Annotated in this window: 10 protein-coding genes; 6 read left to right on the forward strand and 4 right to left on the reverse strand. The window is 46.9% G+C overall.

Going from position 1 to position 13,500, the window contains the following annotated elements:
- Window positions 1–534 precede the first annotated feature (534 nt).
- A complete protein-coding gene (locus tag ACSAZK_RS11240; RefSeq protein ID WP_440954223.1) occupies window positions 535–1,344 on the forward strand; it encodes a sugar phosphate isomerase/epimerase family protein in 810 nt (269 codons plus the stop codon).
- Between the two features lie 190 nt (window positions 1,345–1,534).
- Here the strand turns inward: ACSAZK_RS11240 and ACSAZK_RS11245 are convergent, their stop codons facing one another.
- Window positions 1,535–3,457, reverse strand: a complete 1,923-nt coding sequence (locus ACSAZK_RS11245; protein WP_440954224.1) for a sodium:solute symporter family protein — start codon at window positions 3,455–3,457, stop codon at window positions 1,535–1,537.
- A gap of 403 nt (window positions 3,458–3,860) precedes the next feature.
- Between ACSAZK_RS11245 and wtpA the strand changes: the two genes are divergently transcribed.
- The 4 genes from wtpA to ACSAZK_RS11265 all read left to right on the forward strand — a co-directional run bounded on the left by wtpA (window position 3,861) and on the right by ACSAZK_RS11265 (window position 7,609).
- Window positions 3,861–4,946 carry a tungstate ABC transporter substrate-binding protein WtpA gene (gene wtpA, locus ACSAZK_RS11250; protein WP_440954225.1) on the forward strand — a complete coding sequence of 362 codons (1,086 nt, stop codon included), beginning with the start codon at window positions 3,861–3,863 and terminating at the stop codon, window positions 4,944–4,946.
- A gap of 161 nt (window positions 4,947–5,107) precedes the next feature.
- Entirely contained in the window at window positions 5,108–5,926 is an 819-nt protein-coding gene (locus ACSAZK_RS11255; RefSeq protein WP_048183882.1) for an ABC transporter permease, read from the forward strand.
- The gene (locus ACSAZK_RS11260; RefSeq protein WP_440954226.1) at window positions 5,913–6,959 is read left to right on the forward strand and encodes an ATP-binding cassette domain-containing protein; all 1,047 of its coding nucleotides are present in this window, start codon (window positions 5,913–5,915) and stop codon (window positions 6,957–6,959) included. Before ACSAZK_RS11255 ends, ACSAZK_RS11260 begins: the two co-directional genes overlap by 14 nt.
- An 11-nt stretch (window positions 6,960–6,970) precedes the next feature.
- Entirely contained in the window at window positions 6,971–7,609 is a 639-nt protein-coding gene (locus tag ACSAZK_RS11265; protein WP_440954227.1) for a TOBE domain-containing protein, read from the forward strand.
- Window positions 7,610–7,920: 311 nt separating this feature from the next.
- Here the strand turns inward: ACSAZK_RS11265 and ACSAZK_RS11270 are convergent, their stop codons facing one another.
- The 3 genes from ACSAZK_RS11270 to ACSAZK_RS11280 are packed head-to-tail and all read right to left on the reverse strand — an operon-like array spanning window position 7,921 to window position 12,372.
- Window positions 7,921–8,973 (reverse strand): COG1361 S-layer family protein, encoded by a 1,053-nt coding sequence (locus tag ACSAZK_RS11270; protein ID WP_440954228.1) that lies wholly within the window; start codon window positions 8,971–8,973, stop codon window positions 7,921–7,923.
- Window positions 8,966–10,111 (reverse strand): COG1361 S-layer family protein, encoded by a 1,146-nt coding sequence (locus ACSAZK_RS11275; RefSeq protein ID WP_440954229.1) that lies wholly within the window; start codon window positions 10,109–10,111, stop codon window positions 8,966–8,968. The genes ACSAZK_RS11270 and ACSAZK_RS11275 overlap by 8 nt, the downstream gene beginning before the upstream one ends.
- A complete protein-coding gene (locus ACSAZK_RS11280; protein ID WP_440954230.1) occupies window positions 10,111–12,372 on the reverse strand; it encodes a hydrophobe/amphiphile efflux-3 (HAE3) family transporter in 2,262 nt (753 codons plus the stop codon). Before ACSAZK_RS11280 ends, ACSAZK_RS11275 begins: the two co-directional genes overlap by 1 nt.
- A gap of 328 nt (window positions 12,373–12,700) precedes the next feature.
- Between ACSAZK_RS11280 and ACSAZK_RS11285 the strand changes: the two genes are divergently transcribed.
- A complete protein-coding gene (locus ACSAZK_RS11285) occupies window positions 12,701–13,474 on the forward strand; it encodes a TrmB family transcriptional regulator (RefSeq protein ID WP_440954231.1) in 774 nt (257 codons plus the stop codon).
- The last annotated feature ends 26 nt before the right edge of the window (window positions 13,475–13,500 follow it).

Below are 13,500 nucleotides of genomic sequence, written 5' to 3' on the forward strand. Positions count from 1 at the left end.
ATCCATTTTTTTAATACAAGTTATATAATTTTCATTTTTATTTAAAACAGTTTCTTCCGAGCTTTTATTTTTTTATATATTCCTCTCTTATAATTATTCCCAACTTTATGTTTTTTCTTAGACTCTTATGCTTACTGTGCGTCAAGATCAAATGTATTTACCACATGCCATACTATGTAATATATGTTGCATTGTTGATATATATTTCTCAAGATTTCCCCTGTAAATATATATACTTTTTTTAAATATATCTATATATTATTTTCATCTGTTTGCGGGGTAACACTTTATTATATATAAATACGTTGCTAGTGGTAAATTTTTGCAAGTAGACCTTTTTGTATGTTTTTCTTGTGGTTATTCTATGTTTTTTCTGTGACTTTTCCATGGGTCTGCCCTGTTGCCCGGGTGGAATCATGCGGCATTTTGTAATCTTTTTATGTTTAGTTGGAATCCCTCCAGAGTCTTCACTCTCAAATGTCCGGGTCAGGGCCGGGCAAAAATATTATTATATTTTATTTTCCTTCTTTTTCTGTGATTCTCGGAGCCTCATCCTTTGCAGCTACCCCTGTTGAACTAAAGGGAAATGTGAATTCAATAGAACTGTATATCCCTAAGCTCGGGGTTTATTCCGGCAGGAAGCTGGAAAATGAAAAGTTGAACCTGATACTTGACGAGCTATCAGTATACGAATTTGCAAGCACCATTCATGCTCCTTATTTTGCGCCGGACCCTAACTATCCCGGTTCCCTCCAGGTAGATACTGCCTGCATGGGAAAACGGGAGTTTTCCCTCATGGATGAGTCCATAGCCCTTGCAAACCGGATCGGGGCCGGGGTTGTTGTACTGCATCCCGGAAGAATTGGACAGGACAGGGAAATTGCCTTTTCTTCAATGGTAGAAAACCTCAAGGTGCTCGCTTCCACTGCCGAGGACCAGGGGGTCATGCTGGGGCTGGAAAATAAGGAAGGTACGGACCCTTACAACCTCTGCTGCAAAGCCGAAGAACTTGCACGTGCGGTTGAGGCCGTAAATTCCGGGTCCCTGAAAGCTACTTTCGATATAGGGCACGCAAATCTCACCTGCGGGGGGGACCCTGAAAAACTCCTGAGTTTTGTGGAAACCCTGAAAGAACATATCGTCCACCTCCACGTACATGATAATGGGGGCCAGTGGACGGAAACGTATGATGGGGATGAGCACATGGCTCCCGGAAACGGCTGTATAGACTTCTCCGTGCTGAACCTGCTTTCCGGGTATAAAGGTGTCTACAACTTTGAAGTTTTTTCAATGGAAGATGTCCTTCAGGGAAAAAAGACTCTGGAAAATGTCCTGAAGCTCTGAATTGCCTTTCCGGAATAAGATAGGGATCCCGATTTTAACAGATATCTACTATTATAAAATAAGTTCAGAGAAAATAAGTTCAGAGAAAATAAGTTCAGAGAAAATAAGTTCAGAGAAAATAAGTTCAGAGAAAATACAAGTTATGAATAAAATAGGTTAAGAGCCGATTGCGGCTCTTTTTTCAGGTGCCTTAATAGAAGTCCAGGGAGACTCCTTTCTGGCCCATAACGTTTTTCAATTCTTCATAAGCCGTAAACAGCTCTTTTTTCTGCCTGCCCACGGTCTCAAGTCTGGGTTCGGCTTTGAGCCATATGTCTCTGTCGCCGCTGCCCCTTGTTACTGTAACACAGGAGAGCATATCCCCGTGGGTCAGCCTGTATACCGAGTCCTGTCCTGTGGGAGTGACCCAGGCTGGAGAAACGGATTTCAGCTTTTCAACGAGTTCTTTCCAGCTGAGGGTGTCAGAGACCCGGAGGTTCAACTGAAGATGGGAGCGTTCACCTGTGACTTTTTCTTCGACGTTCCCGAGGAAGGAGCTGTATACAGGATCCATTTCATTGATTTCCCTGGCTTCGTAGCGAGCAAGGGCCTGGGCTTCCTCCTCGAAGAAGGGGGCGAGGTTGACTCTGCTTGAGGGCTTTGTCATCAAAGAAACTCCGAAGAAAGCGACAGCGCTCAATGACATGCCCAGGATGACTCCGTGGCTCATGAGGGCCGGGTGGACGCCTTCAAGATAGGTGGCTGCCATGGGTGGGGCTTCCATTGTGTAGTCAAGGAGTACAAGCCCTATTTGAGACACTCCTCCGACTACCATGGATACTAGAGCGCCTTGCCTTGTTGCTCTCTTCCAGTAAAGCCCTCCCATGAGGGGGAAGAAGTAAGAAGCGCTGGCAATGAAGGTTGCGATGTGAATTGCTTCGATGATGCCCTGTATGTAGAAAGTGCCCGCACACGCCCCAAGCACGATTATGAGCACGCTAATACGGTTTACGACCAGCATCTCCTTCATGGTGGCATCCGGTTTTATGTACCTCTGGTAGATGTCCCGGGAAAGGTTTGAGCCACCGGAGGTTGCGAAAGTGTCAGCATTGGACATGGCAGCAGCGGTAAGTCCGATCGCGCTGAGGGTGATCAGGAGGGGAGATGCGGCAAATCGTTCGTTAATGAAGGTTAGAAGGGCAGGTTCGGCAAGTGCCATGCCTGCAGGAAAGCCCATAGCTGCGATTTCGGGGTATATGGCATTGAGTGCGATTGCAATCACTGCGCAGGACCCGAAGACCACCAGGATCATGAAAGCTCCCAGGATCATTCCCTTACGTGCGGATTTTTCATCCCTTGCAGCCCAGACCTTTTGCCAGGGGTCCTGCTCGGAAATCCATCCCGGAATGATGGCCAGGATATAAATAAGGACCAGCGGCAGCCCGATTGAGAAAGGGTTCCACCAGCCGTCAGGCACGTTTCCGAAAAGCTCGGAGTTGCTTATTGCAGTGGTTCCCAGGCCTCCGTCGGCCACCGTACCCACGGCGGCAAAAGCCATTGCTATGGTAAAGATCGCAAGGATAGTAAACTGGATTACATCTGTCCAGACAACGGCCGAAAGTCCTCCCAGGGTGACATAAATCGAAACCACAACAGCGATTAAAGCCACGGCATATATTTTGTCAAGCCCGTAGAATATCTGCAGGACCATAGCAAGTCCCTGGACATCAGCTACTGCAAAAAGGATCATAACAACTGCAATGACCAGGGCGATAGGCATCCTGATCGAACTTCCATAACGCTGTTCGAGGAGTTCGGGCTGGGTGATTGCGGGGAGATTTTTTATCTTACCCACAAGCAATGCAATTAGCAGGAGAGCAATGATATTCGGGGCCACAAAACCCCAGATCGAGCCCATCCCCAGCAGCATGTAAAAACCAATGACTGCAAGAATCCCACCTGCGGTGATCCAGGATGCAGCTGCTGAAAACCCGACTCCTGTGGGCCCGATTCGGCGCCCAGCGAGCCAAAAGTCAGTGACGGATTTCTGTTTTTTATTGAAGTACCAGCCAATGCTCACAAGTCCTGCTAAATAGACCGTGAGCAGCGCCAAGAAGATCTGATAACTGTCCATAATGATACCTTCAAAATAAAAACTTAATGTGTGGGGTTGATTGTGTATAGTTGTATGTATAGTTGCTATGTGCTTGTGTGCTTATATGAAAGTCCACAAATGTACACTTTTTAATAGTCTGTGATATATACACTTTAATATTATCTTTATGTAACTTTCTATGTAAGTGAACTTTTACTTATATCATCTTATTTATTTATTCCTTTTTGTCTCCCGTTCCCATTTTTTTGTTTATTTTTCAAGCAAATTTGCGTTTTTCTTCTTTTTTCGTTTGTTTTTATCCGACTTTTTTGTTTTCCTTCTGCTGTCATAAGTTTCCGGTAGCATTTGGGGTATTCTGCAGGAGGTTCCTTTATATTTGCGCAAAAAGTTTATTAACCGTTGTATTCATGATGACATATCAATGTCATCCAGAAGAGATATCTACAAATTGCTGGTAATTTTTACAGTCCTTTCTGTTACTTTTTTCGGACTTGGCTGTGTTGATTCCTCCTCCGACGAAGCCGGTGAGGCAGAGGAAAACGGTACAGGCGCAGGTCCTGCTGAAGAATCCTCCATCCTTAAAGTTTTCCATGCCGGAAGCCTGGGAGTGCCTTTCGAGGAACTTGAACAGGAGTTTGAAGCACAGAATCCGGGCGTGGATGTCCAGAGGGAAGCTGCAGGTAGCGCAAAATGTGTCCGAAAAATCACCGAACTCGGGAAAAACGCCGATATCCTGGCATCAGCTGACTACAACCTGATCCCTACGATGATGATGCCCGAGTATGCAGACTGGTATACAGCCTTTGCCAAGAACCAGATAGTTATCGCTTACACGAATGATAGTAAGTATAGTGATGAGATAAATGCTGACAACTGGTATGAAATTCTCAGGAGACCGGATGTACGCTACGGTTTTTCCAACCCTAACGATGACCCCTGCGGGTACAGGACCCAGATGGTAACCCAGCTTGCGGAACTCCAATATGAGGATGACCGGATCTATGATGACCTTATCATTGATTTGACAGGAATGACCGTTACTGAGGAAAACGGTATTTATACAGTGCATGTCCCCGAATCCGAAGCAATCGATCCAGATACCTCTAAGATCATGCTCCGGAGCATGGAAGTGGAACTTTCTTCAGCCCTGGAAATGGGGGAGATTGATTACTTCTACATCTACCGGAGTGTCGCTGTCCAGCACGGTTTCAACTTCGTTGAACTCCCTGAGGAAATCGACCTTAGTTCTATTGAGTACGCGGACAACTATGGCAAAGTGCAGGTTGAAAGGGCTAGCGGGGAAATTGCGACTGGCGCCCCGATTGTTTACGGAGTCACAATTCCGACGAATGCCGAGAACTCTGAGCTTGCAACTGAATTCGTTGAACTTCTGCTTGAAGAGACCGGACAGCAGATCTTTGTCGAGAATGGTCAGCCTCCGATCGTGCCCGCAGTTGCCGGTGGAAAAGAAGCCATGCCTCCTGCTCTCCAGGCACTTGTAGAATAAAGACGAATTGTTGTGTGCATGCATATTTTTGCATGCATATTTGTGTATGCTTGTTTGCATGAATGCATTTTTGTGTGAATGCATGTAATAGTGCAGTTCATTGCAAAAAGTGAATCGCGGGGAAACCCATAACAAGCAAAACGACAGTAAAAAGGATAAATATGAAACCCGTAGCCCGGAAGTCTAAAAAACTCGAGCCTTTGATTTCCGTTTTTTCCTTTTTACTGCTTGTTCTTTTCCTTTTTATTTCCGTTACCCTTGCAAACATGATCATTGGGCAGTTACTGAACGATTTTCCTGGCCTGGTCAGAACTGCAAAAAACAGTTCGGTTATGAGCTCAATTTTTCTCTCTCTTTATGCAGGTTTTCTTGCTACTCTTATAGCCCTCTTTCTCGGGGCTCCCACGGGCTACATCCTGGCAAGGTTTGATTTCCCTGGAAAACGCCTTGTTGAGAGTATCATCGATGTTCCTGTTGTAGTCCCGCATACGGTTGCCGGGATTGCGCTCCTGACGGTTTTCGGGTCCCGCGGGCTTATAGGCGGCCCGCTCGAACCTTATGTCCAGTTTAGGGATGCTCTTCCAGGCATAGTGGTTGCAATGCTTTTCGTGTCCGTGCCCTACCTTGCCAATTCCGCAAGGGAAGGCTTCAAAAGTGTTAATCCCAGGCTTGAAAAAGCGGCCCGTTCTCTGGGTGCTCCTCTCTGGAAAGCCTTTTTCCTTGTAACTCTTCCCCTCTCGGCCAGGCACCTTCTTGTGGGAGCTATCATGACCTGGGCCAGGGCTATCAGTGAGTTCGGGGCTGTTGTAATCATTGCCTACTATCCGATGATAGGACCAACCCTGATCTACGAGCGCTACATATCATATGGGCTTTCGGCATCAAGGCCAATTGCAGTTCTCCTTATCCTTATAACCCTCACAATCTTTATAGTAATCAGAATACTTTCCGCAGGCTGGAGCATATATGATAGAGATTAAAGCCCTTTCCCGAAAATGGAAAACTTTTGCCCTGGATTCCCTGGACCTGACTATCCGGGACGGAGAGTATTTCGTTATCCTCGGGCCCACAGGTTCCGGAAAAACCTTGCTCCTTGAACTTATAGCAGGTTTCCACCGCCCGGATTCTGGAAAAATCCTGATCAATGAAAAGGACGTTACGGACTTATCTCCGGAAAAACGCAACCTGGCTTTTGTGTACCAGGACTATTCCCTTTTTCCCCACATGACCGTTAAAAAGAACATCGAATTCGGGCTGAAGATGAAAAAACTCAAAGCTCCCGAAAAGTTAATGGAAATTTCGGAATACCTTAATATTTCCCACCTGCTGGAAAGGCATCCTCTAAACCTTTCCGGGGGGGAACAGCAGCGGGTGTCCCTTGCCCGGGCTCTCGTTACAGATCCTGAAATCCTCATGCTGGACGAGCCCTTGAGTGCCCTTGATCCGAGGACACAGGATAGTGCCCGGGAGATGCTTTTGAATGTGCACCGGAAGGGTAAGCTGACCGTGCTCCACATTACCCACGACCAGACCGAAGCCCGGATCATGGCAGATAAGATTGCGGTGGTTATGGACGGAAAGCTTGTACAGGTGGGTACGCCGGAAGAAGTCTTTGAAAAACCTGCAAACGACATGATCGCTGATTTCGTAGGTTTCGAGAATGTCCTGAAAGGCAGGGTACTTTCCTGTGAAGAGGGCCTCCTCCGGATCGAAGCCGAAGGAACGGTGCTTGAAGCTGCCGGGGAGGTGGAGGTCGGGAACATGGTACATGTCGGCTTGAGACCGGAAAACATAGTTTTAAGTAAGACCTTCACGCAATCCAGCATCAGGAACTCACTGAAAGGCACGGTGATAGAGGTTCAGAGCCTGGGCGCACTTGTGCGGGTGCGGATGGATTGCGGGCTCCTCCTGAACGCACTGGTAACCCGGCAGTCTGCCGAAGAAATGGAGCTAGCTCCCGGGGTGCCTGTTTATGCCCAGTTCAAAGCTTCTTCTATCCATGTGCTCCGATGAGGTGGAAATTTGTGAAAGCGAAAACAAAGCTCTGGTTTACAGAAGACGGAAAGCCCGTGATGGGGGCCGGAAAAGCCAGTTTGCTCAAAGCTATTGATGAGGAAAAGTCCCTCCGGAAAGCCTGCGAGAAACTGGGGATTTCCTATAAACATGCCTGGCTCATGTTGAAAAAAATGAACGAAAGGCTCGGAGATCCCGCAGTGGTCACAGTGCGCGGGGGGAAAAACCAGGGGACCTTCCTAACGGAAGTGGGTCGAAAAATGCTGGCCGAATATGAAACCAGCAGGCAGCTTATCAAGGAGGCTGTGGGAGACGAAACCGCCTGGGAAAACGTTGGCTTTAAAATCTCAGCCCGGAACAGGCTTCCGGGAAAGGTCCTTGAAGTCGAGAAAGGCGGGCTGGTTTCGAAGATTACGATTGAAATTGAACCTTCAATCCTTACCTCAGTTGTCACCGAAGAGGCCGTGGAGCAACTCGACATAAAGCCCGGAGACCGGATATATGCTGTCATTAAGTCCACGGAAGTGATGGTTGCAAAGAGGCCGGAGCCCGAGTGTTCTGAAGAAAATAAACCTGAAGAAAATAAACCTGAAGATAAGAAATTGAAAGTTAATAAATCGAAAGAAAAGCAGCCTGAAAAAAAGAATTAAGAAAATAATCCTTTTTAATACCCGGTAAATAAACCGTTTTGCCCTTCTTCTTCTTCTTCTCTCCTCTCTTTCTTACTTTTCTTTAATCTGTCCATTCAATCAGATCGATCAATCGTTTTACCCCATTGGATAAATCAATCAGGTCCGGATGAATCAGAAGAAGATGTGTTACAAAAAAAGTGTAACCATTCCTGGTTGAGTTAAATCCTCAAATGGTATGGTTACGTCGGGTTTTTTTAGATCTGGCTTTTTGAACCTTTTTCTTTTGGGTTTTTTCTGTTCCAGGTCTTACCTTTCATAAGGCCTTTCCTTTATTCCTGCTGTCTTTTCCTGTATAGGACGAAACAGGCTGCAAGGGCCATGAAACCCATTCCTGCACCAATCTGGTATCCAGGGAGGCTTTTTTCTGCGGACAGGACTTCCGTGTTGATCTTGACGCTGTCCGAGATCTGGTCATGCCCGTCGGTGTCTTCGTAAAGGATCTCGCTGTTAATGGAGTATGGCTTGGGGTTTGCGTCTTTGTCCACGTCCATGTCAAAGACGGCAACTGAGCTTTCTCCCGGGTTCAGGGTGCCGAGATATGCCTGATCGTCCGTGGTACTGAAGGGGTCGCCGGCACTGACCCTTACCGTGGCGTCTTTTGCGGGGTCTTCCCCTACGTTTTTATAAGTGACGTAGAGCATGCCGCCTTCATCGGGGTAGAGTTCCCCTTTAACTTCCGTCACTTCAAAGTAGGGCTCTTTTTTGATCACTACTTCGATTGTCTGGGTCTGGGTTTTGTTTTCATACCAGATGCCTACTTCCTGGTTTGTTACCAGCTGTGTTTCTTTGTAGTATTCATCCCCGCCTACCTGCACATTATTCTGGTATTTGTATGAAAGCTCGAGGGTTAAGGGGTACGTTCCTGCAGGTGCGTTCTTGTTGATTTCGATGGTGAACTTTGTGGGGCTTGAGCTGTCCTTTCCCTGTTTCAGGGTTCCTGCTTCCTGGGATCCGGATTTTACCTTGATGTTCGGGTCGTCGGACGTAAGGGTAGCAAGGATGCCAATCGCAGTCACGCTCTGGGCTTCGTACTGCATCTCAGTTTTTTGAAGTACGGTTTCTTTTTCATCATCTGCTTCGTCTTCGGACTTGAAGCCGGAAATTGCACCTTTGTTCATCATATCGATGCTGAGGGTCACCGTGTCCCCTCTGGAAAACTCGTTGTCCCCGAGCAGGGTGGCGCTGAGGTCCGGACCTCCGTAGACGGTGTAGTAATTGTTACTGATGTCAAAATTTTCAGGTATGGCTGCCTGTGCTGGCAGGGCTGCAAGACCCAGGATAAGAAGGGTAGTGACTGCAGCAAAAATTCCTTTTTTATTCATTATCATCACCTGATGAATTCTCATTATTTTGATTCCTTTTCCGGTGCATGTTTATGATCTGGTATAGAGCGATAAGGATTATCAGTACAATTGCTATGCCCGTTATGCTGATTTTTTTCTCGGATGCTTCAAGGGGCACATTTACTTTCAGGTTTTCTGAAAAAGAGGTTTCTCCTTCTTCGTCAATGTACTTTATTTCACTGTCAATCCCGTATTTTTTCACAACTGCATCCTGGTCTGCTGAAATTTCAAACAGGGCGGTTTTGCTTTCTCCAGGCCCGATGTCCCCGAGTCTGACTATGGACTTTTCCGTGCTAAGGGGGCTCATGACTATGATGCGGGCCATAGCATCTTCTGCTGTGATTTCCCGGGTGTTTGTGTAGCTTACCTCAACGACTTGTGTTTCTCCCTGTTTAAGGTTCCCGGAAACTTCAGTCACCTCAAATTTCGGTTCGCTCTCAATAGAGACGGGTAAGCTGAGGACTGTGTTTTTTGTTTTATATTCTCGTGTGAATTCCGTATTGGTCAGGCCAAGGTTAATTACTTCAGGAGTTACTGTTCTTACATTTGCCTGGTACTCGTAGCTCACGGGCAGGAGGAGTTCGTAGTTTCCTGCAGGCGTGTCTCCATCGATTTTTATCGTGAACCGGAGGGTTTGTGTGTGCCCGGTTTCAATCTCTTCCACATCCTGGACGCTGGTTACGGGGTCGACTTCTATATACTCCGTTTCCGAGACAAGGGTGGCTTTGAGGTCTTTTGTGGTTGTGCATTCCTCTTCTTCTTCCAGTTCTGCAAGTGCCAGCAGTTCCTCAGTGGAGTTGTCTCCTCCCTGGTCTCCATTCAGCCTTTTGAAACCTTCTATATATCCCTTGTTCACTATTTTTACCTGAAGACCTGCAATCTCTCCCCTCTTGAATTCGGGGTCTCCGACAATAGATGCCTGTATGATCGGTTCCCCGTAGCTCCGGTAGTAGTCCACGGTGTACCCGTGCTCCGGAATAATGAAGTTCACTTCATCATCATTATTATCGTTTCCAAGGGCCGGAGCTGCGGTTATTGAGATAACTGCAAAGAGTACTGCGATTATAGCGAATGTTTTTATTATCTTCTGTGTAGCTTGATTTCTGGGCTCTTTCATTAGATATCAGCCCCTCGAACTTGTTTGTTGGGTTGGTTTTGTATTGTTTGTGCGCCTCTTCTTTTATCTCGCCAGGTGTCCAGAACGACAATAAGGGGCGGGAATACTACAAATGTAGCAACCAGGGCAAGCAGGACATCGATGACCGTCACGATCCCGAAGTCACTTATCATGCCAAATGGGGACGCCATCAGGGCTGAGAAACCGAAGACCGTTGTGGCCCCGGAGGCAACAATTGCAGTTCCTATTTTTGTGCTTGCTTTATGGATGGCTTCTATTGGGCTTGCACCTGCTTCTTTTTCTTCGAAGTAGCGCTCCATCATGAGAATTGCGTACTCGGACCCAACTCCCAGGATCAGAGCCCCGAGGGTTGCGGTCATGGGGTTGTAGTCAAGGTTCAGGTAATCCATAACCCCGCCGGACCAGCCGATCACGATAAACATGGGAATGACCGGAGTCAGGGCTTTTAGCCAGTCCCTGTAGACTATGAAAAGCCCGGCAAGGACCAGGAAAAGCCCGAGGAAAGTCATCTGCACCCTGCCGCTTGTAAGCGCGGTTATGACTTCTATGAAGACCACGTTGTTTCCCGTAATTGTGACAGATGTGCCGGGGGGCGCCTGCATCCACCGGATATCCTCTCTTACGATGTTGGTAAGCTCTTTGATCCCTGTTACTTTTATGTCAGAAACGGCGTTTCCGATGTTAAAGTTCAGGAGAAGCATATTTTTCCCGTACATGTAGCGGTCTTTCTGGTAGTCCGGGATTTCTTCGTAGATTGCCTCAATTTCCTGGGAACTGTCCGGGATTGTACCGTCGTTTAGCTCTTTTACGAGGGGTACGATGCTCGATGCACTGTATATATGTCCTCTTCCGCTCACCTCATGTTCGCTGAACTCGTCGATCCACTTCAGGATCTCAGGGTTGGCAGTATCTTTTACTTTTATAATGATGTTCAGCTGTTCGTCCCCACCCATTATGTCGCCCATGTGTTCCAGGTCGACAAGTGCGGGCATGTCCTGGGGGACAAAGGTTGTAACGTCAGTCTGGATGCCCACGGACTGGTCGGCATAAATGCCCCCGAGACAGAGAAGTGCTGCAATCCCGAGCACAATCACGTCGTATTTTATTGTAAAGTCGGTAAGTTTGTTCAGGCCATTTTCAACTTTCTGGGTTTTCGCGTGTCCTTCCGGTTTTCTCCCTGTTTTCACCCGGCCAGATCTTATTTTGCTTTTCATTTTCCCGAACAGGTTCTTTTCCGAAACTCCGTCAAAGAGGGATATTGTGATGATGCCTACAAATATGGCTGCGAGATAGCACATGATTATCCCTACCAGGAGGAGTTTTCCGAAATCCCTTATCATGGGGACTGAGGAGGTGAACAGGGACACAAAGCCAAGAGCTGTCATCCCGAGGGCGACAAGGACCGCAGGGCCTGTATTTTTTACGGTAGCCACAATTGCGTGGGTTTTGTTTTTGTTTTCCTGTAGTTCTTCTTCTATCCTGTTATGAAACTGGATGGCATAATCTATGCCAAGTCCTATCAACACCGGGAAAGCGGCCATGGAAACCATGGAAAGGGGAATTCCAAGGTATCCCATAGCTCCAAAAGTGAATATTATTCCAATCAGGACAATAGGTAAAGGCAGTAGTCTCCAGCGGACGTGCCGGAAAACAAGGTTTAGCACAATGAGCATAAAAAAGGCGGAAATCCCGAGAAGAGGACCCATGCTTGAATTCATTTCATCGTTCATTGAAATCTGGAAAGCCGGGTCTCCGGTAACTATGATGTTGTATGAGGGGGGAAAATCCGAAAATGAGATTGCTTCTTCGGTTGCGTACAGGATCTCCTCTCGTTTTGCGTCCGTGGTCGAGCCCGCCATTACCACCGATATGAGCATGTGTGTATCGTCAGGGGTAAGCATCTCAAAAGTGTCCGGGCTGCTGTCTATTATGGCTCTGATTTCTTCATCGGTGTCCGGGATCACGTATCTGCCGGTCATCTGGTAGTTTATACCTTTAATAATCGATGCCGGGCTTGTGGTTTCGATCACTCCTTCCGTGGAATAGAGCTGGTGGTCCAGTCGGTCCACGGCCTTCATGAGTTCTGACGTTTTTACGTCATTTCCCTCCACCATTACTACAATAGACTCTGTCTGGAAAATGTTCAGGAAAAGGTGGTCGAAATCCTGATACATTCGTGAGTCTTTCCCGACAAAGGTTTCGGTGCCTGATGCCATTTCTATTTTCTGTGCGCCCTGCATTGCTATGATTACGAAAAGGAAAAAGACCAGGAGTATGGTCAGGCGGTTATTCTGGATAAAAATCCCTAGTTTTTCAAAAATGTTCTTAATGGCGAATTCCCCTCATTTCGATTGTCTCGAGCATAAACAGGTTTTGAAGCTGGGTCTCGCTTTTTGAGGCTCAGGGGGCCAGTACTGTAAACCCTGGTTTTTAACCTTAAATCTGTAAATATTTGTATTTGATAGGTTTATTTTCTATTCATTTATATAATTACTTGATACTGTTCTCTTACATTGAGGGTATATTGAAAGAAAAGATTTAAATCTATTGTTACTTTAGGGGTAACAAATGTATCCTGCGATAAATCCGGGGCTTGTCCGCAATCTTGAGAAGCTGGGGCTTACCGAAAATGAGGGTAAGGCCTATGCCGGGCTGGTAAGTTTAAAAGAAGCCACCGCAAGGGAAGTCCATGAACTGACAGGAGTGCCCAGGGCTAAGGTTTATGACATCCTCAAAACACTGTCCAGAAAAGGTTTTGTGGAAGTTCGGCAGGGTTCTCCGGTTTATTTCAGGGCGGTCGATCCGAAACATGTAATTGGCAGGATCAAGGACGAACTTTTCACCTGTGCCATCGAGGCTCTGGACCAGCTTAACGAGTTGAGTTATGAAATTCCAAGGTCTTCTCCTGTCTGGTGCATCCAGAGCGAATGGGGTATCCGGAAAAGGGTCCGTGAGATTCTCTATAATGTCAGGGATGAACTGATAGTTTTCTCTACCAACCCGGAATTTTTGGGCGAGTTTGAATCAGACCTGAAAAAGCTGGAAAAAAACTGCCGGCTAATTCTTATTGTAGATGATCTTAATAAGTTCAGAGGAATGCCCTTCGACTTCACGGAGACCGGTAAAGATTTTGGGGACTTTGTCCGGAACCTGTTCATTGATGGAGTCCAGTACACTGAAGACTGCTTCATGATTGCGGATGGAAAGGAGTCCATAGCCGTCCATTCGGCCGGAAACAATAGGGAGGCGGTGGTAATCAGGCTGCCCGTGGTCTGCCACCTGCAGAAGTTGATTTATAACTGGCTTGTAGAAGGCAGTTTTATAATAGATGCTCCTCAATAAGCGCTGCAGGGATGGTGTATATGATT

The sequence above is a fragment of the Methanosarcina sediminis genome, assembly GCF_052056915.1.
In the GTDB taxonomy this organism is placed as follows: Archaea; Halobacteriota; Methanosarcinia; order Methanosarcinales; family Methanosarcinaceae; genus MTP4.